The sequence below is a fragment of the Metabacillus rhizosphaerae genome, assembly GCF_037201795.1.
Lineage (GTDB): Bacteria > Bacillota > Bacilli > Bacillales > Bacillaceae > Metabacillus > Metabacillus rhizosphaerae.
The window spans coordinates 2,616,402-2,639,736 of the sequence record NZ_CP147403.1 but is presented as its reverse complement, the minus strand read 5'-3'; the positions used below and the strand labels follow the sequence as shown (position 1 = coordinate 2,639,736).

19 protein-coding genes and 1 riboswitch are annotated in these 23,335 nt (G+C 35.2%); of the genes, 6 read left to right on the top strand and 13 right to left on the bottom strand.

The genetic code is table 11. The annotated features are described in order from the left end of the window. Positions 1 to 400 precede the first annotated feature (400 nt). Positions 401 to 1,780: a PAS domain S-box protein gene (locus tag WCV66_RS12870; protein WP_338789246.1), complete on the bottom strand. Its 1,380-nt coding sequence runs from the start codon at positions 1,778 to 1,780 to the stop codon at positions 401 to 403. A 157-nt stretch (positions 1,781 to 1,937) separates the two neighbouring features. On the opposite strand from WCV66_RS12870, the gene WCV66_RS12865 reads away from it, so the two are divergent. Together WCV66_RS12865 and WCV66_RS12860 are read left to right on the top strand one after the other, a co-directional pair. Then, a complete protein-coding gene (locus WCV66_RS12865) occupies positions 1,938 to 2,357 on the top strand; it encodes a 3-hydroxyacyl-ACP dehydratase FabZ family protein (protein WP_232329006.1) in 420 nt (139 codons plus the stop codon). A 31-nt stretch (positions 2,358 to 2,388) separates the two neighbouring features. After that, positions 2,389 to 2,667, top strand: a complete 279-nt coding sequence (locus WCV66_RS12860) for a hypothetical protein (protein WP_338789242.1) — start codon at positions 2,389 to 2,391, stop codon at positions 2,665 to 2,667. A gap of 72 nt (positions 2,668 to 2,739) precedes the next feature. Here the strand turns inward: WCV66_RS12860 and WCV66_RS12855 are convergent, their stop codons facing one another. Further along, positions 2,740 to 4,356 carry a M20/M25/M40 family metallo-hydrolase gene (locus WCV66_RS12855; protein ID WP_338789446.1) on the bottom strand — a complete coding sequence of 539 codons (1,617 nt, stop codon included), beginning with the start codon at positions 4,354 to 4,356 and terminating at the stop codon, positions 2,740 to 2,742. A gap of 127 nt (positions 4,357 to 4,483) precedes the next feature. Further along, positions 4,484 to 5,416: a ribonuclease Z gene (gene rnz / locus WCV66_RS12850; protein WP_066330203.1), complete on the bottom strand. Its 933-nt coding sequence runs from the start codon at positions 5,414 to 5,416 to the stop codon at positions 4,484 to 4,486. 447 nt (positions 5,417 to 5,863) lie between these two features. Here rnz and zwf point away from each other — a divergent pair, with 447 nt between their 5' ends. Next, complete coding sequence (gene zwf / locus WCV66_RS12845) at positions 5,864 to 7,339, top strand: glucose-6-phosphate dehydrogenase (RefSeq protein WP_396652661.1); 1,476 nt, start codon at positions 5,864 to 5,866, stop codon at positions 7,337 to 7,339. A gap of 1,235 nt (positions 7,340 to 8,574) precedes the next feature. On the opposite strand, the gene gndA is transcribed toward zwf, so the two are convergent. The 3 genes from gndA to WCV66_RS12830 form a co-directional block, all read right to left on the bottom strand. Continuing rightward, positions 8,575 to 9,987 (bottom strand): NADP-dependent phosphogluconate dehydrogenase, encoded by a 1,413-nt coding sequence (gene gndA, locus WCV66_RS12840; RefSeq protein ID WP_066330207.1) that lies wholly within the window; start codon positions 9,985 to 9,987, stop codon positions 8,575 to 8,577. A gap of 167 nt (positions 9,988 to 10,154) precedes the next feature. Then, positions 10,155 to 11,390, bottom strand: coding sequence for a DNA polymerase IV (locus WCV66_RS12835; protein ID WP_338789241.1), 1,236 nt, complete (start codon positions 11,388 to 11,390; stop codon positions 10,155 to 10,157). Between the two features lie 92 nt (positions 11,391 to 11,482). Further along, complete coding sequence (locus WCV66_RS12830; RefSeq protein ID WP_338789239.1) at positions 11,483 to 11,947, bottom strand: chemotaxis protein CheW; 465 nt, start codon at positions 11,945 to 11,947, stop codon at positions 11,483 to 11,485. A gap of 192 nt (positions 11,948 to 12,139) precedes the next feature. Further along, positions 12,140 to 12,240, top strand: a riboswitch (purine riboswitch). Between the two features lie 92 nt (positions 12,241 to 12,332). On the opposite strand from WCV66_RS12830, the gene WCV66_RS12825 reads away from it, so the two are divergent. Further along, entirely contained in the window at positions 12,333 to 13,625 is a 1,293-nt protein-coding gene (locus WCV66_RS12825; protein WP_185653547.1) for an NCS2 family permease, read from the top strand. A gap of 191 nt (positions 13,626 to 13,816) precedes the next feature. Then, on the top strand, positions 13,817 to 15,496 hold the full coding sequence (locus tag WCV66_RS12820) for a hypothetical protein (RefSeq protein WP_338789237.1): 1,680 nt from the start codon (positions 13,817 to 13,819) through the stop codon (positions 15,494 to 15,496). A gap of 104 nt (positions 15,497 to 15,600) precedes the next feature. On the opposite strand, the gene WCV66_RS12815 is transcribed toward WCV66_RS12820, so the two are convergent. From WCV66_RS12815 to mce, 5 genes are all read right to left on the bottom strand, one after another. Further along, positions 15,601 to 16,764: an FtsW/RodA/SpoVE family cell cycle protein gene (locus tag WCV66_RS12815; RefSeq protein WP_338789235.1), complete on the bottom strand. Its 1,164-nt coding sequence runs from the start codon at positions 16,762 to 16,764 to the stop codon at positions 15,601 to 15,603. A gap of 276 nt (positions 16,765 to 17,040) precedes the next feature. After that, the gene (locus WCV66_RS12810; RefSeq protein WP_338789233.1) at positions 17,041 to 18,069 is read right to left on the bottom strand and encodes a CAP domain-containing protein; all 1,029 of its coding nucleotides are present in this window, start codon (positions 18,067 to 18,069) and stop codon (positions 17,041 to 17,043) included. 221 nt (positions 18,070 to 18,290) lie between these two features. After that, positions 18,291 to 19,409 carry a tripeptidase T gene (locus tag WCV66_RS12805; protein WP_338789231.1) on the bottom strand — a complete coding sequence of 373 codons (1,119 nt, stop codon included), beginning with the start codon at positions 19,407 to 19,409 and terminating at the stop codon, positions 18,291 to 18,293. Positions 19,410 to 19,426: 17 nt separating this feature from the next. Beyond that, complete coding sequence (locus WCV66_RS12800; protein WP_066330264.1) at positions 19,427 to 20,974, bottom strand: acyl-CoA carboxylase subunit beta; 1,548 nt, start codon at positions 20,972 to 20,974, stop codon at positions 19,427 to 19,429. Beyond that, complete coding sequence (gene mce / locus WCV66_RS12795; protein ID WP_338789230.1) at positions 20,970 to 21,389, bottom strand: methylmalonyl-CoA epimerase; 420 nt, start codon at positions 21,387 to 21,389, stop codon at positions 20,970 to 20,972. Before mce ends, WCV66_RS12800 begins: the two co-directional genes overlap by 5 nt. 170 nt (positions 21,390 to 21,559) lie before the next feature. Here mce and prli42 point away from each other — a divergent pair, with 170 nt between their 5' ends. Further along, a complete protein-coding gene (gene prli42 / locus WCV66_RS12790; protein ID WP_157094347.1) occupies positions 21,560 to 21,652 on the top strand; it encodes a stressosome-associated protein Prli42 in 93 nt (30 codons plus the stop codon). Positions 21,653 to 21,789: 137 nt separating this feature from the next. Here prli42 and WCV66_RS12785 read toward each other — a convergent pair whose 3' ends face one another. Continuing rightward, positions 21,790 to 22,299 (bottom strand): L,D-transpeptidase, encoded by a 510-nt coding sequence (locus WCV66_RS12785; protein WP_066330226.1) that lies wholly within the window; start codon positions 22,297 to 22,299, stop codon positions 21,790 to 21,792. Between the two features lie 51 nt (positions 22,300 to 22,350). Next, on the bottom strand, positions 22,351 to 23,304 hold the full coding sequence (locus tag WCV66_RS12780; RefSeq protein ID WP_338789228.1) for an aromatic acid exporter family protein: 954 nt from the start codon (positions 23,302 to 23,304) through the stop codon (positions 22,351 to 22,353). Between the last annotated feature and the right edge of the window lie 31 nt (positions 23,305 to 23,335).

Genomic DNA, 23,335 nt, shown 5'->3' with positions numbered 1-23,335 from the left:
CTTTAGGGGCAGTTTTCATTTACTGCCCATTTAGGTGGGGTAAAGCGAGACTTCCATCAGTGGGTTTGCTGATGGATAGCGAGACTTATCGGACTCTTAAGGGCAGTTATGTCAATTACTGCCCGTTAATGTGCGGCAAAGGAAACACGAAGAGCGACAGTGATTCGATGTTGACTTAGCGTATAAGGAGTGTGAAGTTCACTAGTCGCTGGGCGCTGGAGCTGGATGTCAAAGCGTTATCCACAGTAAAAGAATTTTATTATTTCCTAAGACGTGAAAAGGAGTGTAGATTTCAATTGAAACTTGCACTCCTTTTTCTATCAGAATTTATCACTTATTAAGAGGGTAATAGGAGAAACGATTACGCTCTTTGCTATTTATCCTAATCAAGTACCTTTTTTTAAATGCTAATAGGAAGGTATATATCAATAATCGTACCTTTACCAATTGTACTTGAAATATTCATCGTTCCACCATGAGTATGAATGATCTTTAATGTCGTCATCATTCCAAGTCCAGTCCCCTTTTCTTTTGTTGTATAAAAGGGTGTCCCTATTTTAGCAAGGAGCTCTTCAGATATACCACTTCCTTGATCCGCAAATTGAATAAAAATGGTTGTCGAAGTATGTTTCTTAGCCATGATAGTAATTTCGCCACCATCTGGCATTGCTTCAATTGAGTTTTTAATCAAGTTGATAAATACTTGTTTCAATTGACTTGCAATGCATTTGATCTGTGGCAAATCTTCTAGATGTACTTTTACTTCCACATTGTTCATTAGTGCTTGCGAGCTTAGTAGAGTTACAACATCATCAAGAATTTTCTCTACACGTTCATTATGAAAATGATGGGCTTGTGGTTTAGCTAAAACAAGCAATTCTCCTGTAATCATTTCTATTCTTGATAATTCATCAGACATGATATTTAAATACTCACTGTTTATCTGTTTCATTGATTTTTTATATAACTGTAAAAATCCCTTTATCGATGTAAGTGGATTTCTTATTTCATGTGCAATTGAGGCTGCAAGCTGTCCAACAGCAGACAACTTTTCAGATTCCAACAACATTTTTTCCGTTCTTTTTTCTTTTGAAATATCTTTAGCAATTCCGTATACACCTACAATTTCATTATGAACAATAATCGGCATATTTGTAACTTTTACAGCAATAGCTTGACCGTTTTTATGGAGGGCTATTGTTTCATAATGTTGTTTACTACCACTCGTTGCTTTAGAAAAATACTCCATTGTTTTCTCGATTTCTTCTGATGCTATTAAAGGAATGTATGACATTTGTAAAAATTCCTCAGCACTATACCCTAATAACTGTTCCGTTGCACGGTTAACACTAAGGTAATTGCCATCCAAATCTAAAGAATATACAGCATCAGGGTTATTTTCAAAAAGGGACTTATAATGTTGCTCTCTATGTGAGGAAAATTGCTTCTTGTCCGTGATATCTTGAAAATAAACCGAAAGACCATTCGGTGAAGGATATGCTCTTACTTCAAACCACGCTTTTAGAGGAAAAGAGTAGTGTTCGAAATTAACAGCAACTTGTTCATTAACCGCTTTATGAAATTGATGATAAAGCTGTAGATCAATTGTTTCTGGAAACTCATCCCATAAACAATTGCCAATAAATTGTTCTTTTTTACGAAGTAATAATCTAGTTGCCTCTTTGTTAACATAAGTAAACTTCCACTCTTTATCTAATGCGAAAAAAGCATCAGTAATCCGGTCTAATATTTCATATGGGCTTATCTCTTGAATATGCATGTTGTTAAACCTCACAAATATTTTTTCTAGTAATATAATATCATGTATTCAAAAATATAGAGATAGTAAACAATAATACCTCATACAAAAAGATCATTTTTACACAATATGGTAGATCATGGTAAAATAAATAAAAAATCTGAAAGGAGAAAATCCTTTGCGAACACGAAAATCGATTATTCAATCTACCCTTCCTCATCAATACCCATTTTTAATGGTAGACAACATTCTAGAGATTGTAGAAGGAAAGAGTGTAAAGGGAATTAAAAACATTTCAGCAAATGAATGGTACATAACTGACGATCATAAAGTTATGCCAAATGTCATGCTTGTAGAAGCACTTGCACAGCTTGGCGCCTTTGCAGCACTAGGTGAAGAGTGCAATATAGGATTTTTAACAGCAATTAAAGGTGCAGAATTTATTCACGAAGCATCGGTTGGTGATCAAATCTATCTGTATTATGAGATAAAAAGAATGAAGAAAGATTTTGTTCTTGGCAAAGGACATGCTGAGGTAAATGGGCAAATAATCGTAAAGGTCGATGAAATCTTAATCTATCAAGCTCGTTCTTCTTAAATTATTATTCTGTACTGAGTAGGTGAACTTGGTGAAACTAAATCTTGTAGAGCTACCTGATCATGAAAAGAAGATTTATGAGCAAATAAAGAAATTATCAAATCCAGAAAAACAAATGCTTTGGTTCCTTATTAAAAAGACAAATATTGAAGGAATTGCTCTTAACCCGAAGATTGAAAAAGAAATGATCTCACTTATAAAGCAAGAATTCATTGCCATAAATGAAATCTACAAAGGTGAGGGTTTCAGCTTTTTCATCTTACAAAAAGCCCCTTATCTTCTTCGACAGTTAAAAAAACTAGGTAATTAAAGCCTAAGCAATAGTCTTAAAACTATTGCTTAGGCTAAAAAATGAGACTACATTTAAAGTAGGATTCCTTAACTAATCAGCAAAGATCGTTTTAATTGATAAACTCAATAATTCTGGGAACATATCAAATGCGTATGGAATATGCAATCGTTCTGTCCACTTGTGAGGATCTCTCCCTATAGGTCCTATATTTAAAACTGGGATATTTAAGTTTTGAATTTCTCTTAATGGTAACTGAAAACCATTTCCATAAAGTGGCATATTGGCAGTTAATTGAGTAACTGATTGTCCTTTGTCTGTTAGCTGGACAAAACTTAAATCACATAAACCTGGAAAATAATTTTGTTGCTTTAATTCGATTTGATATTGCGCTTTCGCAAGAGAAATCACTTCTCCAATAGTTTTCTGGATAAGCAGATCTTCTTTAGAAGACACCGCTGGATAATAAGGTGGGCTGTAAAAGACAACAATCATTGGTGCGTATTCCTTACATAACCCTGCTAAATCTGCAGCAAGTTTCGCTGAAAAATCACGATCATCTTTATCACCACGATTAGCTGACAAATCATTTATCCTTCTTTCTATCTCTTTATCACCATATCTGCTTATCGCTTTTTGTAATAGTTCCTGAAAGGTAAATACATTTACCTTGAAATCAAGTGGAGCAAATGAGAGAAACTGGTTATAACGTTGAACACGTTCTTGATAAAAAGACTCTACATTTAGAGCTGCTTCTTTTGCAATTTGAACGAGCTTTTCGTGGAGTTCACTAAACGAACGGTCCATCATGAGTAAATTATACATTGACACAGATGTGTGAGGAATTTGTACAGAATACTCCGTCTTTAAATCTCGCATCATTAAGCTAGTTGGTGGCGGTGTTATTTCATCACCGACCTGTTCACAGAAAGAGTCGTTCAATTCCATTAAACGATTTATTTCCGAGAGTAATAAATTTGCATTAAGTCCTGAAAAAGGCTCCCCTACATGTGTTTCAATTCCATTACAGTAAAAGCCTGCGAGTACTTTCCCGATCGAGCCAGTGTAAATATAAAGGTTTTGATCGTTCGGGTATTTTGCAAACATAGGTTCAGAGTTTATACATGTTTTATAGGTCAAGCCAAAGCGTTGCTTTAACTCATTTAATACAGTTACTGCACATAACATGCCAGCTGAATTAACCTCTTCATCAGGAACCGTTACTAATAAAATATTACCCTTAAACTCACCGCTCATTGCCCTTTCAAGCATCGCTAACTGAACAGTTAGGCCTGCTTTCATATCCATTGTTCCTCTACCAAATAACCACTCACCACTGTCAAGATCATCACTTACAATTTTTGACAGTCTGGAACCTCTTGCTTTCAGCTCATTTGTCAGCTGTGCGGGACAAAAGGCTAAATGAGCTAAATCTCCATAGTCCTTGACGTCTACTACATCATAATGGCTTAACAAAACAATCGTTTCTTCTGTTTCACCTTGTTTTACCAAGGCGGTTACAAATGATCTTCCATCATCAACAGGATGAAGCTCCAGGAATTCGGGATGAGTTTGAAAATAATTTCTTTCCTTAAGCAGACCATAAATATGTTTACCTAAAGCGACCTCACCTTGCGAGCCTGTAATACTGGCATGCTCGACTAACTCAGTTATTAGCTTTACCAATTGATCCCTCGTTTGCCATTTCACCTGCATAGCAGATCACCTACCTAAAATAAAGTATCTTTTATTTATAAAAGATTCCGAGTATATTAAAGTTCTTCAAGTTAAGCAGAAGACATGACGAAAGTAAAAGGTACTAACATTTTAGTAATTGCTACTCTCTGCTTTTAGGAACTTCAACCAGCATAAAATCTTCAGCCAAGTAGGTTAACGGAAACAATGCTTGTGCTTCTTTTACTAGCTTAGTAAAATCGTCTTCTGATTGGTAGCGAGAGCTTATATGTGTTAGTATTAACTTTTTCGCATTAGACTGTTTAGCAATCATTGCAGCTTGTTTTGTTGTTGAATGAAAATAGTCATATGCAAGCTTTTCATCACCTTCAGAAAATGTTGCTTCATGAATAAGCAAATCGGCTTCATGAGCTAGCTCAATACTATCCCTAGTGTATCTTGTATCTCCAAGAATCGTTACAATTCTTCCTTTTAGCTTAGGACCTAAAAAATCATTACCATTAACTACCGTTCCATCCTCAAGTTCAACCTTTTGCCCTGCTTTGATTTTCTGATAAATAGGGCCAGGTTTGATCGATTGTTCTTTTAGTTTATTTACAAGCAATACGCCTGGTAAGTCTTTTTCAATAACACGATATCCATATGACGCTATTCCATGCTCTAGCTTTTTGACGACCACCTTAAATTGAGTATCTTCAAATACAGTACCGTTTTCTATTTCGACAAATTCTAATGGGTACGTAAGATGTGATTGACTTATAGCTAGTGCTGTTCTGACAAATTCCTCAACTCCCCTAGGTCCATAGATTGTTAAGATATCTTCTCCTCCTTGAAAGGAACGACTGCTAATCAACCCTGGTAAACCATAAATATGATCGCCATGCAGATGCGTAATAAAGATTTTTTCAATCCTTCTAGGTTTTATTGATGTATGTAAAATTTGGTGCTGTGTTGCTTCACCACAATCAAATAGCCAAACAGCTTGTCTTTCTTCTAACAATTGAAGGGCAATACTCGTAACATTTCGAGTTTTAGCTGGTATCCCTGCCCCTGTACCAAGAAACATGACATTCACTTACTTTTCCTCCTAAAAATCACTTTCTTTTAGAATACATGAATAAAGGTCTGAGTTAAACTACCACTGTTCGATGCGATTCTTCCATTCCTTTTAAACAAGAAAATTAAGAAATAACGTGGTTTTGTCGGAAAACGTAACATTTTGTAACAATTCGCTTGACCAATACATATATGATTGTCTAAAATAGACTGAATAATAAAAACATTTTAATAAGATCGAGTGCTTAAACACGATATTTTTCTTTAAATCGTTTATACTAGTACTTGTGGAACTATTATGTTTGATTTACCGTACATTTACCTTTAAAATTAAGTATTTGTATAGAGTATTTTCCAATCAGTGTTCATAAAATTTTCATATCCGTAAGCAATAGTAAGAAGGGTATGCTTTTCATATCACTGATGAATAAATAAATGTATTTTGACAAAGTGAGGTACGAATGTGATTACACAAGAACATCCTAAATCAGTTATCGTTATTTTTGGAGCAACTGGTGATTTAGCAAAACGAAAGTTGTTTCCCTCTATTTACCATCTAGTTCAAAACGAAAAAATCGGCAAAGAGTTTGCTGTTGTTGGAGTAGGAAGAAGACCTTGGACAAACGATGAGTTTCGCCACAATGTTTCAGATTCTATTCAAACTTCGATAAAGGAATCAAAAGATCTTGACGATTTCACATCTCATTTTCATTATCATCCATTTGATGTGACAAATCCTTCTTCCTATTTAGAGCTTAATGATTTATTAACTAAGCTTGATAGTACATATCAAACAGAAGGAAATCGTATATTCTATTTAGCCATGGCACCAGAATTCTTCGGAACAATTGCTAAAAATCTTAAAAAGGAAGGCTTAACGGCTACAAAAGGCTGGAGTCGACTTGTTATTGAAAAACCGTTTGGACATGATCTTCCGTCAGCTCAAACATTAAATCAAGAAATCCGAGAAGCTTTTAACGAAGACCAAATTTATCGTATTGACCATTATTTAGGAAAAGAAATGGTACAAAATATTGAGGTAATTCGTTTCGCTAACGCTCTTTTCGAACCATTATGGAACAATCGCTACATTTCTAACATTCAAGTAACATCAAGTGAAGTATTAGGTGTGGAGGACCGTGGGCGCTACTATGAAAATTCAGGTGCTTTACGAGACATGTTTCAAAATCATATGCTACAAATGGTCGCATTACTTGCAATGGAGCCACCGATCAAGCTTACTACTGATGAAGTAAGAAGTGAGAAAGTAAAGGTTCTACGTGCACTTCGAGCAGTTAGTGAAGATGAGGTATCTGACTATTTTGTTCGAGGACAATATGCGAGCGGTCAATTAGATAATAAACAATTAATTGGCTATACTGAGGAAAATAATGTAGATAAAAAATCCCAAACAGAAACATATGTTGCTGGGAAGTTGTTAATTGATAATTTCAGATGGGCTGGTGTTCCCTTCTACATTCGAACTGGTAAGCGCATGGCTGCCAAATCTACGCAAATCGTAGTTCAATTTAAAGATATTCCAATGAACCTATATTATAAAAAGGGTGAAAATGTTCCACCTAATCTACTCGTTATTAACATTCAACCTGATGAAGGAATTACACTTCAATTGAATGTGAAAAAAGATGGAGATGCTGGTGATTCTAAGCCAGTTAAATTGGACCTTTCAAACAATTTCCAAGACGGCATTAACACACCAGAAGCATACGAAAAGCTACTTTACGATTGTATGCGTGGAGATGCAACAAATTTCACTCATTGGGATGAAGTTTCATTATCATGGTCCTTTGTCGATCCAATTTCTGATGCATGGAAAAAAGGAAAAGCCGCACTTGCTGCTTACCCTTCAGGATCGATGGGTCCAAAAGAAAGTGACGAAATGCTTGAAGCGGACGGTAATCAATGGTGGCCAGTTAATTAATTATTAACATTTTTTTAATATGGACATTCTAAAAATCAATATCATGCATTTTTGTCTACTTAATACTTTTAGCCGGTTGGTCATCTTTAGGATCAACCGGCTTTTTCATGGAAATCATTGTTTAAAATTACCAGCTCTATTAAGCAAATTTTTATTGCACGCTAGTTTTTTTATATGTTAAGTTTCCCTTAAGGAGGGATTAACATGGTAATTTATGATCCAAAAAACATTTTGAGATGTATAAGTATCGGCAGTAGTATAGGCATTATTTTAGGGAGTATCTCAACACTCTTCACATAGCGTTCTAATTGCCGTTTTAAGACTTCAATTCAAATGACGTCTATTATACCTTAGTAAGGCATATTTGCTTTCCTTGACTAGATATAGGGCTATTAGAACATATCTAATGAACTTCATAACAGTTCATAAAATTGCACACAAAATAGTGGCATTAGAACAAATTATAAGATAAAGTTCCAATCTACTATTTTTGTGCATTCTTATAGTGCCACTTAAATATGAAAAATGTGCGAATTGGCTCGTCTATTTGCCTCATACGCAACATTATTAACAGCATAAGATAAAGTGTGCAAGTCGCAACCCTTGCAATCTCCTTATTTTATTTTGGGCTATTACTTTGGTAATGGCTCTTTTTCTTGCTAACGCCCGGCGTAAACGCCTGCATGAGTCTCACCTGTCCCGCTACTCTTAGCAGGAGTCTTTGCACTTACGCTCAAATCAACCTGAAATAGGATTTGTACTAAAAGCAACTCTCTTAGAAAAGAACCTTGTTTTTTGTCTAGAATCTTATGGTAGGATTTTACTGTACGTTAGGAATGGGATAAAGTTTAAAACCATTAAAAATAGGTAATATATACTATACAGCATTATAGAAGAGGTAATAAAAAGTCATAAGAAGGTGATTGGCATAATTAAAAATGAAGAAATGCTTATATTTATTAATGAGTTAGGTCTGCTAATTGATGAATATCAAAGATGCAAAAATACAGAGATTAAAGAGCAAATATATGACGATATATTACTTTTAAGTGATGTTATTAAACTTTAGGCTCTTAAACGTGGTCGGTGATTTCCGCTACAGGTGTTCACAGTGAGCTTTAACAGAGCAAAACTTTAACTTATTGGAGATTTTATATCCTTTTATTCGTCCCGAAAAACAGAAATGGACAAGAACCTTTGAAAGGTCCTCGTCCATTTTTAAATACTAACTAATATTATTTTTGCATCCACTCAGTATGGAAAATACCTTCTTTATCTACACGTTGGTATGTGTGAGCACCAAAGTAGTCACGTTGAGCTTGTAAAAGGTTAGCAGGTAATGTTTCAGTACGGTAGCTATCATAGTAAGATAGTGCTGATGAGAAGCATGGTACTGGAACACCGTTATTGATTGCTACAGTTAGGATTTGACGTAGAGCTCCTTGGTAGCTTTCAACAATTTCTTTGAAATATGAATCAAGTAGTAGATTTGCTAATTGTGGTTCCTTATCATATGCATCCTTGATTTTTTGTAGGAATGCAGCACGGATAATACATCCACCACGGAAGATCATTGCGATATCACCGTATTTCAAATCCCAGTTGTATTCTTCAGAAGCTGCTCTCATTTGCGCAAATCCTTGAGCATAAGAACAAATTTTACTCATGTATAAAGCTTTACGTACTGCTTCAATAAGCTCTTCTTTGTTACCTTCGAATGGTTTAGCAGCTGGACCTGAAAGAATTTTGCTTGCTTTTTGACGTTCTTCCTTCATTGCAGAAATGAAACGTGCGAATACTGATTCTGTAATGATTGGAAGTGGTACACCTAAATCAAGGGCACTTTTACTTGTCCATTTGCCTGTTCCTTTTTGACCGGCAGTATCTAAGATGACGTCAACTAATGGCTTACCAGTCTCATCGTCTTTTTTCGTAAAGATATCAGCAGTGATTTCAATTAGATAACTATCTAGTTCGCCTTTATTCCATTCAGCGAATACTTCATGTAGCTCATCAGCTGTTAAGCCTAATACATTTTTCATTAGGAAATACGCCTCAGAGATCAATTGCATATCGCCATATTCAATTCCGTTATGAACCATTTTCACATAGTGACCTGCTCCATCTGGACCAATGTAAGTACAGCATGGATCTCCCTCAACCTTTGCAGAAATAGCTTCTAAGATAGGTTGTACAAGATCAAATGCTTCCTTTTGACCACCAGGCATAATTGAAGGTCCTTTTAATGCTCCTTCTTCTCCACCTGATACACCAGTACCAATGAAATGGATTCCACTCTCAGCAAGGTCTTTGTTTCGACGTTGTGTATCTGTATATAATGTATTACCGCCGTCAATTAAAATATCACCTTTATCAAGATGTGGTAAAAGCTGTTCAATTGTTGCATCTGTTGGAACTCCTGCTTTAACCATTAATAAAATTTTACGTGGAGTTTCAAGTGATTGAACAAATTCTTCAATGCTGTATGTACCAACAACATTTTTTCCTTTTGCTTCTGCTAAAAATTCTTCTGTTTTTTCTGCTGAACGGTTAAAGACAGATACTGAAAATCCACGACTTTCAATATTTAACGCTAAGTTTTTCCCCATTACAGCCAAACCAATAACACCAATCTGTTGTTTCGACATTTGCTTACGTCCCTTCTAGTCCTTAGAGTATGTACAGGCAATAATCGGTTGCCTTCTTCCGACAAAATCTGCGGAATTGACACATAATTCGAATTATTTATTATGACTACAATTGAAAATACCATAAGTTTTAACTACATTTCAAGTGACATAACTCATGTAATCGCTTACTCTCTTAAAAAATCTTTATTAAAGCTCGTACCAGGTGATTGATCATCTTCTCGCTCGCCTTTTACACCTCGTTTAATGAATTGATTTCCATATTTTTGATTTATTTTATCAATCACTTTAAGCAACGGTTCATCCTTTGCATCATTTTCAAATGAGAATAGATCTAATTGTTTTAACGCACCCTCCTTTTCAACCAAATCTTGAGCAGTTATACCTAACAGTCGAATCGATTCTTCATTCCAATGGGTAAAAAAGAGCTGTTTTGCCATTGAAAAAATTTCATCTTCATCACCAATAGGATTCGCTAATTTTCTACTTCTAGTTATTGTTTTTAAATTCCCATATCGAATCGTGATAAAAATCTTACTAGCTAAAACCTCTTTGCGCTTCATTCGAACCCTGACAGAATGTGCTAGTTTTCGTAATACCTCATTTATTTCATTTTCATTTGTCGTATCTTTTGAAAGGGTCGTAGAATTTCCAATACTTTTGAAATCATAAATCGAATCAGGATCTACTTCTCTATTGTCTACTCCGTTCGCTCGTTGTTTTAAACGTTCACCATTGACTCCAAGCAATTGTTTAAGCTGGACAGGATCACCATGAGCTAGATCATATATTGACTCAATGCCAATTGAGTGTAGCTTTTCAGCAGTTTTATCTCCGATACCATGCATGTTACCTACTGGTAATGGCCACAGTTTTTCAGAAAGTTCTCTTTTTCTTAGCACCGTAATACCAAGTGGTTTTTTCATATTTGATGCCATTTTAGCTAAAAATTTATTTGGCGCTACCCCAATACTACAAGGTAGTAATAATTCTTCCAAAAGCCGATCCTGAATTAATGCCGGAATCTCTAATGGATTTGTACGTATAGATTGAGTAATATCCATATACCCTTCATCTATTGATACTGGTTCAACAAGGTCTGTAAATTCCCTAAGTAAGTCAAACATTGCACGAGATGCTTTGCGATAACGTTCAAAATTAGGCTTTTTGACGATTAGCTCAGGACATAGCTTACGAGCCTGCCATAGTGGCATCGTCGTCTTCACGCCTTTTGCACGTGCTTCATAGCTGCAAGTAACAATGATCCCTTTCCTCTCCTCTACATTACCAGCAATAGCTAGCGGCTTCCCCTGGAGAGAAGGATCATATGACATTTCAACTGATGCGTAAAAACTATTCATATCAACATGAAGAATTATTCGACCGCTTGCAGGACGTTCCATATAGCTCCACCACTCACTAAAAAGTTAATTTTTATTTTATCATGTAGGTTGAAAGCATGTTTTTATAACAACTAAAAAATCACCAATACAATTTATTGGTGACTTACCATTTCCTCTTTTACAATGGCAATACTTTCAAGACTTGATAAGAAAAGATTCGGATCAATTAACATTATCAAACGATCTTCAAGACTTGCAACAGCTGTGAAGTACTTTGTTGACTGAAACGCTCCAATACCAATCGTTTTTAATTGATTTTCATAAATATCTAAAATTTCTTTTGCTTCTTTTACAATAAGTGCTGCAGAGAGCTCTTCTGATTGCACAACGATTAGTTTAGCATTATCATCCCCGAATGTATCATCCTGATACAGAATACGATTCATGTCTAGAACAGGGATTAACTCTCCTCTTACTTTAACAACACCTTTCATGTAATAAGGCATATTAGGAATAACATTTATATTTTCAAGCTTTTCAATAGAAATCACGTGTTCGATCGGCAGCCCATATTCCTCATTACCAGCTCGAAATACGACGACTTTTGAAATGTCCATATAAATCTCCTCTCGGATCACATTCAATCCCTCATAATATAAGGTTTTCTATGACTATCATACTATGAAACAAAGTTAATGAAAAGAATATATCTCCCACTACATGATAATATCCTTAAAATAAAAAGAATATATCAACAATTCATTCTCCTATTGACGAATTTTGTCGAACTTGGTAAGATTCGATTTATTATTTTAAAATAATAACAACCTTGTATAAGTTCAAGAATATGGCTTGAACGTTTCTACCAGCTACCTTAAATGGCTTGTCTACAAGGATTAGAGATCATTTTTCCCTTTTCCTTACTGTAGATAACAACTTTGGCAGCTTTTGTTTAGCCAAAGTTTTTTTGTTTATACTTATTGCAGTAGGAGGAAAATCATCATGAAAAAGTTTTTTCAATTTGAAGAACGAGAAACTTCATATAAAAAAGAAACACTCGCTGGGATCACAACCTTCCTATCTATGGCCTATATTTTAGTAGTCAATCCCATCATATTAAGCCAGGCAGGAATGGACAAAGGAGCCCTTTTTACTGCAACTGCACTTTCAGCAATTGTCGGTTCTCTTTTAATAGGTCTACTTGCTAACTACCCAATCGGGATTGCTCCAAGTATGGGACTTAATTCATTTTTCACGTTTTCAGTTTGTATTGGAATGGGAATTGAATGGCAAATTGCCTTAACCGGTGTTTTTGTCGCCGGAATTATTTTTATGATTTTAAGTTTATTGAAAATTCGCGAAAAAATTATTAATGTCATCCCTCAGGATTTAAAGCACGCAATTGCTGCAGGGATTGGCTTTTTCATTGCGTTTATTGGTTTAAAGAATGCTGGGATTATCGTTTCAAATCCAGATACATTTGTTTCAATCGGAGAATTAGCTTCTCCAGTAACAGGGCTTGCTGTTGTTGGCTTTATTATTACATTAATGATGTTAGTAAGAGGAATAAATGGCGGGATTTTTTTAGGAATGGTTATTACGACAATTATCGGAATGATTGTTGGTTTGATTGAAGTACCTAATTCGATTGTTGGTAAAGTACCAAGCATTGAGCCTACATTTGGCGTTGTTTTCTCACACTTAGGTGAAATCTTTACACCTGAAATACTCGCGGTTATTTTCACCTTTTTATTTGTTGCATTTTTTGATACAGCTGGTGCACTTATAGCTGTTGCTAGTCAAGCTGGAATAATGAAAGACAACAAAATACCAAATGCAGGACGTGCATTACTAGCTGATTCTACTTCAGGAGTTGCTGGAGCAATATTTGGTACATCAACAACAGCATCCTTTGTAGAATCAACTGCTGGGATTGCTGTTGGTGGAAGAACAGGGTTCACTGCTATTATTATCTCGGTTTGCTTTACGATCGCACTTTTCTTTTCACCAATTTTGTCAGTTATCACACCTGAGGTGACGGCTCCTGCATTGATCATTGTTGGTGCTTTGATGGCTATGGAAATAAGCAAAATAAATTGGAGCAGATTAGAAATCGTTATTCCTTCGTTTGTCACAATTATTATGATGCCACTAACATCTAGTGTAGCAACTGGAATTGCACTAGGATTTATTTTATACCCCTGTGCAATGATTGCTCAAAAGCGCTTTAAAGAAGTTCATCCAATTATGTATGTGCTTAGTATCTTATTTGTTTTATATTTTATATTCGTTTAGACATCGTTGTTAAAGGTAAAAGAAGACATTATTTTCTTTTACCTTTTTTTGCATTTTACAGAAAATTAAGAGAAGGATCCCTACTATGAATCTCAATTTATACTGTCATCTCGAATTTATGAAACTTTTCATTATCGTATCCGTATTAAGATTATAAACTAATAACATGTTCAACTATGAAGGGAGACATTATGGGAAACATTTTATTATTTGCACTCATTGTTGGGTTAGCATCTGCACTTGTACTTATCCCCTTTACTAAAAGAAACAATGCCAGCAAAGAGGATAAAAAACCAATATCTGGAGCAGTAATTACATCATTAATTATTGCGATACCTTCTGTATTTGCATTCTATTACCTTAGTAACCTAGACATGAACCTTTCCTCCTTATGGCTGTTTTCTATCATCATAACTGCAGCTGGGGCTTTATTCGCTAGTGGGAAAGAAAGGATGATAAAAGGAGTACTTTTTGCAGGTAGCCTTATAATTGGAATTTACTTCCTTACAGCTGGCATTTTTAACGCTGATGAAAAGTTCAAACATGCAAAAATGGAAGAACAGGTTGAAATTAAAGCGTTTGATGAAAAGGAAACACCTGCAAGTGTTCCACCACAATTTGCACGAAATAAAATGAAAAAAGCATTCGGTCAAGTTCCAAATACGAGCTATTATGAGCTTGGGAATCTGCAAATCCAAAAAGTGAACGGAGAATTTGTCTATATTGCGCCTGTAGAATTTTCAGGGTTTTTCAAATGGTGGAATGGTGATGAAACACCTGGTTATTTCACATTAAGTGCAACTGATTCCTCAGCTAATCCAAAATTCATGAAAACAGAGATGGTTTATACTCCATCCTCCTATTTTAATAAAAAGATTGAAAGACATATCCGAATGAATTATCCTAAACATATTTTTTATGGAGATGTCCAGTTAGAAATTGATGATAACGGAAAGCCATATTACATTCGTTCATATGGCGAATTTGTATCAGCCCGCAATGGTTTTACAGTTAAAGGTGTAGTAGTTGTTGATCCTAAAAGTGGTAATACAAAGGATTATTCATTAAATGATGTGCCAGAATTTATTGATGGCTCAGTATCGCCTGAAGCTGTAAGCTTACAAAATAGTTATTTTGGAAATTACGTACATGGATTTTGGAATAGTAAATTTGGTAAATCAGATGTGAAACTCCCTTCTGATGAAGGAACTGAGGCAAATGTTAGTCCTATTTTTGATAAAAATGGAGACATGTATTATTTCACCGATTTCACTAGTCCAAAAGCTGGTGTTGACTCAATGCTAGGATATTCTCTTACCAATTCAAGAACTGGTCAAGCTACCTATTATACAGGTAACTTAGAAGAATCCTATATGGATTCACAGGGAGCCTTGCAAATTATCGAAAAGAAATTCATCGAAAAGAAATGGCATGGAGAAATGCCTGTACTCTATAACTTTTACGGAGAAGCTAGTTGGTTAACACCTGTATTAGATTCCAACGGTTTTCTACAAAATTACTTTATTGTATCTGCTGCAAATCCAGAAATATCAGTTTATGGAACTACCCCAAATCAGGCTTTAAAACAGTATAAGACAGCATTACAAAAAGGTGGCAGTACTGTAGATGGGAATTCCAAAGCAGAGGAAAAACAAGTAACTGGAACAGTTGTTAGAGTATACAAAGAAAAGTCTGGAGACTACACAATCATTTCGTTCCTTTTAGACAATCGTCAAAGCTATGTCATTTCTTCTGAAAATAACGCATTAGCAATTTACTTGCAAGTGGGAGATAAAGTAAACGTGAACTATTTGGAAACGGGGGAATCATTCCTACCTGTAAATACTATGGTGATTGAGGGATTGGAATAACGAATCAAAAAACACGCTGAACAACTCAATTTGAGTTTGAAGCGTGTTTTTTCTTTTTGGCTATTTTCGTAAACTTTATTGCTACTTAACAGAAATATCTTCACTTAATCATCCTCTGAAAACATATAATCTCTTTTCTTTAAAGATATATTTAAAACTAAGCCAATTCCGATCATACTAGCCAAAACTGAACTCCCTCCATAACTCATTAAGAGTAATGGTATCCCCGTAATTGGTAGTAAGCCCGTGACCATCCCTATATTTTGAAAAGTGTGAAATGTAAATAGAGCAACCATACCAATACAGATATAAAATTCAAAGATTTTGCTTCTAGCATACATAGCAATACCTAGCATTCGGTAAATGATTAAAAAATATAAGGCAACCACAAAAGCAGCACCTAAAAATCCAAATTCTTCAGCTACAATTGTAAAGATAAAATCAGAATGTGCTTCAGGTGTGTACACATTACTATTATGAAATCCTTTTCCATCCATCATTCCTGACCCAATCGCTAAGAGTGACTGTTTTAGCTGGTAACCAATCCCTTCGGCATGTTCAAATGGATTTAACCATGAATAAATTCGATTTAATTGATACGTACCAAAAATATTTAATAAAAATTCGGGATTATATAAGAAAATAAGCACAAGTGCACCTACTAATGAAACCAAAAGTAAAAATAATATTGAAATAATTCTCCAATTAATGCCTGATATAAAGATGACCGAAATCGTGATAACAAGCATAACTAATGAAGACCCAAAATCATTTTGTAGAAGGATTAGAATAATCGGTGCTAGTGAAACCGCAGCTATTTTTACTAACAGGAAAAGATCTTGTCCAATACTATCTATGTGAAATCGTTCATAGTGTTTTTGGGTAACGTTTGCTAACATCAAAATTAAAAATATTTTCATATATTCTGATGGTTGGATAGATCCTATTCCCGGAACAATAAACCACGATTTTGCCCCATTCCGATAAGGAGCAATCGACTCAGGTGCAACAAGTATTCCTATTAATAAAATAAGGCCAAATCCGTAAAAATAAGGTGTTACTTTACTTATTTGTTCAAAGTCAAATAAGAAGATAACAGATGCTACTAACAAACCTAATACAAACCAAATGATTTGCTTTAACATAAAATTTTCATCATATTGTGCATATTTTTGTGCACTAAAGATACTGATACAGCTAGAAACCATTAATAAAAATAAGAAAAATAGTAGAGAAGCATCAAAATAACTATATTTTTTTGTGGACAACTTTATCACCGTACTTCGATGTATTTAGGAGATAGTACTATAAAAAACTATATATCTATAATAGAATAACATTTCCACTAGGAAAAACATACAAAATATAACATATTTTTCTAAACTATAATGTTGTCACATTATAGGTATAAGAGAAATCCCTCTAACCCTCTACATATTAGACGCACAATTAACTAATTAGTTTTAATAAAAATAAATTTCAGCCTTTAACAACAGGAAAAAAACCAAAAAGAAGCAGATTAACGATCTGCTTCTTTTTGGTTTTTATTTACCAATAAACATTTGTGTCCAATGATGACCGTTTTGATCATAGCCAACACCTATGTGAGTAAAATCCTTACTTAAAATATTTTTACGGTGGCCTTCACTATTCATCCACGCTTGAACTACCTGTTCAGGTGTTTGTTGACCTTGAGCAATGTTTTCACCTGCCGTTTTATACGTAACACCAAAGTCTCTCATCATGTCAAAAGGAGAACCATAAGTTGGACTTGTATGAGAAAAATAATGATTTTGTCTCATATCCTCTGATTTCTTTTGAGCAACTCCACTTAATTTCGTATCACCTTTCAAGTCGGACAAACCGTTTTTACGTCTTTCAGCGTTTGTTAGCTCTATAACCTGTTGAACGGCTTGGCTCAACCCTTGTGTTGGTTGTTGAGTTTCAGGCTGTTTCTCAGCTGGTGCTTTAGCTTGCTGTTGTTGCTGTGTTGGTGCTTGTTGCTTTTGTTCTTGTGGTGCTTGAGCTTTTGGTTGCTGCTGTGTTGGCGCTTCTACTTGGTTTTGTTGTGTACGCTGTTGTGCTTGTGGTGCTTGTGGTGCTCTTTGCTCGGCTTGTTGCTTGAATTGGTTTATATATTGTTGAGCTTTTTGCTGTGCCTCTTCTGGGCTATTTGCTTGAATAGTCTTGAATCTTGCTTCTTGAACCGCGATTGCTCTTGTGTGTGGATATTTGTTACTAGAGACATCTGTCTTCGAACTCGAAAGATCCATACCATCAATATTGCCATTACGATCTGGAATAAAATCAAAATCAAAATCATTTTCAGTCACTGTATTTTGACGATCACGGTGAGCAGTTCTTAATTCATTTGCACCTTCGTTATATCTGGTACCAATGTCACGTGTAATTGGCCCATAGCTCCGACCGTTATAATTAACGTTATCAGAAACATCAACTGTTCCAGCTCGATTAACATCGGTAGTATCTAAAGCTTCGTTATTATTATTACACGCTACAAGTCCCGCAACTAGCGCACCTGTAACGAACATACTGAATTTTTTGTTTATCAATCAAAACGCCTCCTTTAAGTTTGATTACGTACCTTCTTATTTTCTTTGTTTTTGACAAAAGTATAGATGGTAATAATCAATAAAAATGGAGGAAAAAATCATTTTTAGTTATGATTGTATAAATGCTTCTATTTCCTTATTATGAACTGTTTATATAAAAAGATTCCACGAAGAAAAAGAAAGAACGCACGGAATACCCGTGCGTTCTTTCTTTTTCGTACTTATTTTGCAACTTCTTGAATCACTGCTAAAACAAGTTCTGCAGTTTTTTCTAATTCTTCTATTGGCATCTTTTCATTTGTTGTATGAATTTCTTCATAACCTACAGCCAAGTTTACAGTTGGAATACCATTACCAGCAATCACATTGGCATCACTTCCACCACCACTTGTTTGAAGCTCACTTTCGCGACCAATTCGTGCTGCTGCACGTTTTGCTACTTCAACTACATGATCCCCATCACCAAATTTAAAGCCAGGATACATGACTTCTACTTCCACTTCAGCACGACCACCCATCTCAGCTGCAACCTTTTCAAAGGCATCCTTCATTTTTTTCACTTGTTCTTCCATTTTTTCAGGAATTAATGAGCGTGCTTCTGCAAGAATATGTACTAAGTCACACACAATATTCGTTTGAGTGCCACCTTCAAAACGACCGATATTTGCTGTCGTTTCATGGTCAATTCTACCTAATGGCATTTTTGAAATCGCTTTTGCAGCAATTGTAATGGCAGAAACTCCTTTTTCAGGTGCAACACCTGCATGAGCTGTTTTACCATAGATCGTTGCTTTCACTTTAGCCTGTGTAGGAGCAGCAACAATTATCGTTCCAACTTTTCCATCACTATCCAATGCATAGCCGTATTTTGCTGTCATTAAAGCAGGATCCAATGCTTTAGCCCCAACTAAGCCTGATTCTTCTCCAGCAGTTATCACAAATTCAATTTTTCCATGCTGAATGTTTTGTTCCTTTAAAGTCTTAATCGCTTCTAACATCGCAGCTAAACCCGCTTTATCATCAGCACCAAGAATTGTTGTACCATCTGTAACAACATATCCATCTTTTATACTTGGTTTAATCCCATTCCCAGGTACGACAGTGTCCATATGTGATGTAAAATAGATTGTATCAACGTTCTCTTTAGTTGCCTCTAATGTACAAACTAAGTTACCTGCACCGTGACCAGTCACACCAGTTGTGTCATCTTCAATGACATGTAATCCAAGTTCTGTAAATTTACCCTTTAACAACTTTGCAATCTCTGCTTCATGCTTTGTTTCTGAATCTACCTGTACAAGCTCTAAAAACTCGTCTAGTAATCGTTGTTTATTAATCATTTCCTTACCTCCTAATATTAAAGGGGAATATTCCCATGTTTTTTCACTGGTCTTGTTTCTTTTTTTGTTCTTAGCATGTCAAGTGCCTGGATAAGCTTGATTCTTGTTTCTCTTGGGTCAATGACATCGTCAACCATTCCCTGACTAGCAGCAACATAAGGATTTGCAAATTTTTCACGATATTCTTCTATTTTGTCTTTTCTTATTTCCTCAGGGTTTTCACTCGTTTGGATTTCTTTAGAAAAAATAATATTTGCCGCTCCTTGTGGACCCATTACAGCAATTTCAGCATTTGGCCATGCATAAACAATGTCAGCACCTATTGATTTACTGTTTAATGCCACATACGCTCCACCATATGCCTTTCGTAAAATAACCGTAAGCTTTGGAACAGTAGCCTCAGAATAGGCATATAAGATTTTTGCACCATGGCGAATAATTCCCCCATGTTCTTGCTTTACTCCTGGGAAGAAACCTGTAACATCCTCAAATGTAATCAGTGGGATTTGAAATGAGTCACAAAAGCGGATAAATCTTGCCGCTTTATCGGATGAATTAATATCAAGACCCCCTGCCATATATTTTGGTTGATTACAGACAAGTCCGATTACCTCACCTTTTATTCTCGCTAGGCCGATTACGATATTTTTTGCAAAATCCTTTTGAACCTCTAGAAAAGAATCCTTATCAACAACCTGCTCAATCACAACACGCACATCATATGGTCGCACTGCATCAAAAGGAATTACTTCTGTTAAGTCTGGGCGGTATTCATCATGTTCTTCATACTGCAATATTGGCGGTTTTTCATCATTATTCTGCGGCAGATAACTTAAAAGTGCTCGAACTTGAAGCAAGACATCTTCTTCAGTTGAACCTGAGAAGTGTGCATTACCACTAATTGTATTATGTACATATGCTCCACCTAAATCCTCAGAGCTTATCTTTTCCCCAGTTACGGTTTCAATCACCTTAGGTCCAGTAATAAACATTTGACTAGATTTTTCCACCATGAACACAAAATCGGTAATTGCTGGTGAATAAACTGCACCACCTGCACAAGGACCTAGAATGACAGACAGCTGGGGAATAACACCAGAATAGATCGTATTGCGATAAAAGATTTGTCCGTAACCATCTAATGATACCACACCTTCTTGAATTCTCGCACCGCCTGAGTCATTTAGTCCAATAAACGGTGTCCCATTTTTTGCTGCTAAATCCATAACCGCAGCAATTTTTTTTGCATGCATTTCGCCAAGAGCACCGCCAAATACAGTAAAGTCCTGAGAAAATAAATAAATTGGTCTACCATTTACTTTCCCAAAGCCAGTTACAACACCATCTCCAGGTCCCTTTTTGTCTGTTAATCCAAAATCGTTACAACGATGCTCGATAAATGGATTTAACTCTACGAATGATCCTTCATCTACAAGTAGATTAATTCTCTCTCTAGCAGTTAGCTTTCCTTTTTCATGCTGCTTCGCAATTTTTTCATCCCCACCACCCAGCTCAATTTCACGCCTCTTTTCATATAGCTCATTAATTTTTTCATAAATATCAATCGTCATCATGATCACCTCGTTTTTCACATAGCTCAACTAATACATTATTTGCTGCTTTTGGATGTAAAAAAGCGATCTTTGCATTTGCCGCTCCTGCTCGAGGAATCTCATCGATAAGTGGAACTCCTTTTTCTTTAAGTTCTGCTATACGTGTTGTTATATCTGTTACTCCATATGCAATATGATGAATGCCTTCACCTCTTTTAGACAGAAATTTGGCAATTGCACTATCTTCTGACATCGGTTCCAATAATTCAATTTTTGTTTCTCCTGCGGATAAAAAAGTAACTCTCACTTGTTGTGATGGTATTTCTTCATAACCAAGTAATGTTAATTGTAAGGCATCTGTATAAAATGGTAATACAGCTTCAATCGAATGCACTGCTACCCCAATATGATCAATCTTTTTTATCATATAACATCCCTCCCACCTGCAATGTAAACGTTATCACGATATAATAAACTTCTCTCTTCCTGTGAGAAATCCCTGCTTTTTCTTCGAATTCCTTTCAAATTTTAACAAGTGTTAAGTGTTGTCCAAATGAACCATTCACGTTAAAATAATAGGATAAGGAGTGAAGAAATATGTCTCGTAAAACACAAAAAGTTGTCGTTTATTTAATGATTGGCGTCATGCTTGTTACTACATTGCTTGCTGGTGTATCGGTTTGGTTTTAATTTAAGGTCAAATCTTCAAAAAAGAATACGAAGAATGAATATTATAAACTTATGTATTTATTGAATAGGTTAGTATTAGCTTTGGAATTACAGCCCCAATTCAAAAAATAAAAATGAGTCTGATTCAAGAATCAGACTCATTTTTTCATTGCTCCATGTTTTATCGCTAACTCTTCAAATGTCTCATTAGAATTCAGAATTAATATCCTTGTGCCTAAAGGAATAACTTCAAAGAGGCTTTCAACATTTTTATTTTTCATTCTTACACATCCTTGTGTTACATAATGGCCAATTGAATCTTCATTATTAGTTCCATGAATTCCATATGTCCGGCCATCAGTTTCCTCTGCATCAAACCCGATCCATCTTGTGCCTAATGGATTTTTCGGATCGCCTCCAGTAATATCCTTTTTCCGATAATATGGATCAACAGCCTTTACAATAACTGTAAACTTACCTTCTGGTGTAAGATCATTCGACTTCCCTGTAGCAACTGGAAATATTTCTTGAATTTCATTTTGATTTATATAAGCTAATTCATTCGATTGCTTGTTAATAATAATAAATGGATCACCAACTATTGGATTTGGTCCTAGCGGCCAAATGGGTGATGTAATAATTGAAAGAAAAAGAAGCATTGTTTTCATCGTATCAACGTCCTTTTTCTTTTAATATAAACGAGTAACGCAAGAACAATACTATGTATTCATTCCTTTAAACTGACTTTTTATGATTAAATACCTTTCCATTTCTCCGACAAAATGCAGGAGAGCAGCTCTTACCTCAAATTCTTCCCGCGTTTGAGGTAATTCCATCTCTTCAAAAGATTGTTTTATTTCGAGTAATTGAACTAGAAATTTATGAGCTGTATTTCCAGGATGTATATTCATACGAAGATCATGAATAAACTCAGCAATCATCTTACTTTGTTCAACAGAATTTTGAACAGAAGTAACCAATGGAATCACTCGTTCAATAATTTCAAATTGTTTTTCTCTCATTTTAAAATAATGATAATATGTATTCTCATGGCGTAAAAAGTGATTTTCAACATCACGGAAAGCCATTGTTTTAGCCTCATTTAATAATTCAGCTGTCTTGATTAATTCATTACCATCCCATTTTCGATCATTATCAGTAAGGTACATTTCAATTTCTTGAAAAATTAATGCTAGATTTTCCTCAACTTGAAGTTGATAATTTTTTAGCTTTGATTCAACACTTGGCATATATAAATTCATGATGAGAGCTACACCAATACCAATAATGATTAACATAAACTCATTACCAATCAATTGGAGAGTGATGTTTTCAGCATTGTATAAATGAAAAATAATGACAGCACTTGTGACAATTCCTTCTGAAGCACGCACTAACACGGTTGTAGGGATAAAAACTAACAACATAATTCCAATAATAATTGGATGATAGGTGAGACCTTCAAAAAAGATGAATGAAAAAATGATCGCTATCGTACATGCAAGTAACCTTGCCCGAGAGCTTTTGAGAGATTTTTTCTTGGTCACTTTTATACATAAAATTGTTATAATTCCGGCAGAAATATAATTATCTAGCTGAAGATATTGTGCAAGCATTACAGCTATGGTTGTTCCAAGAGCTGTTTTTACAGTCCGATAACCAATCTTAAACATAAGAAATCTCCTCGATTTGAATTGTTAAAAA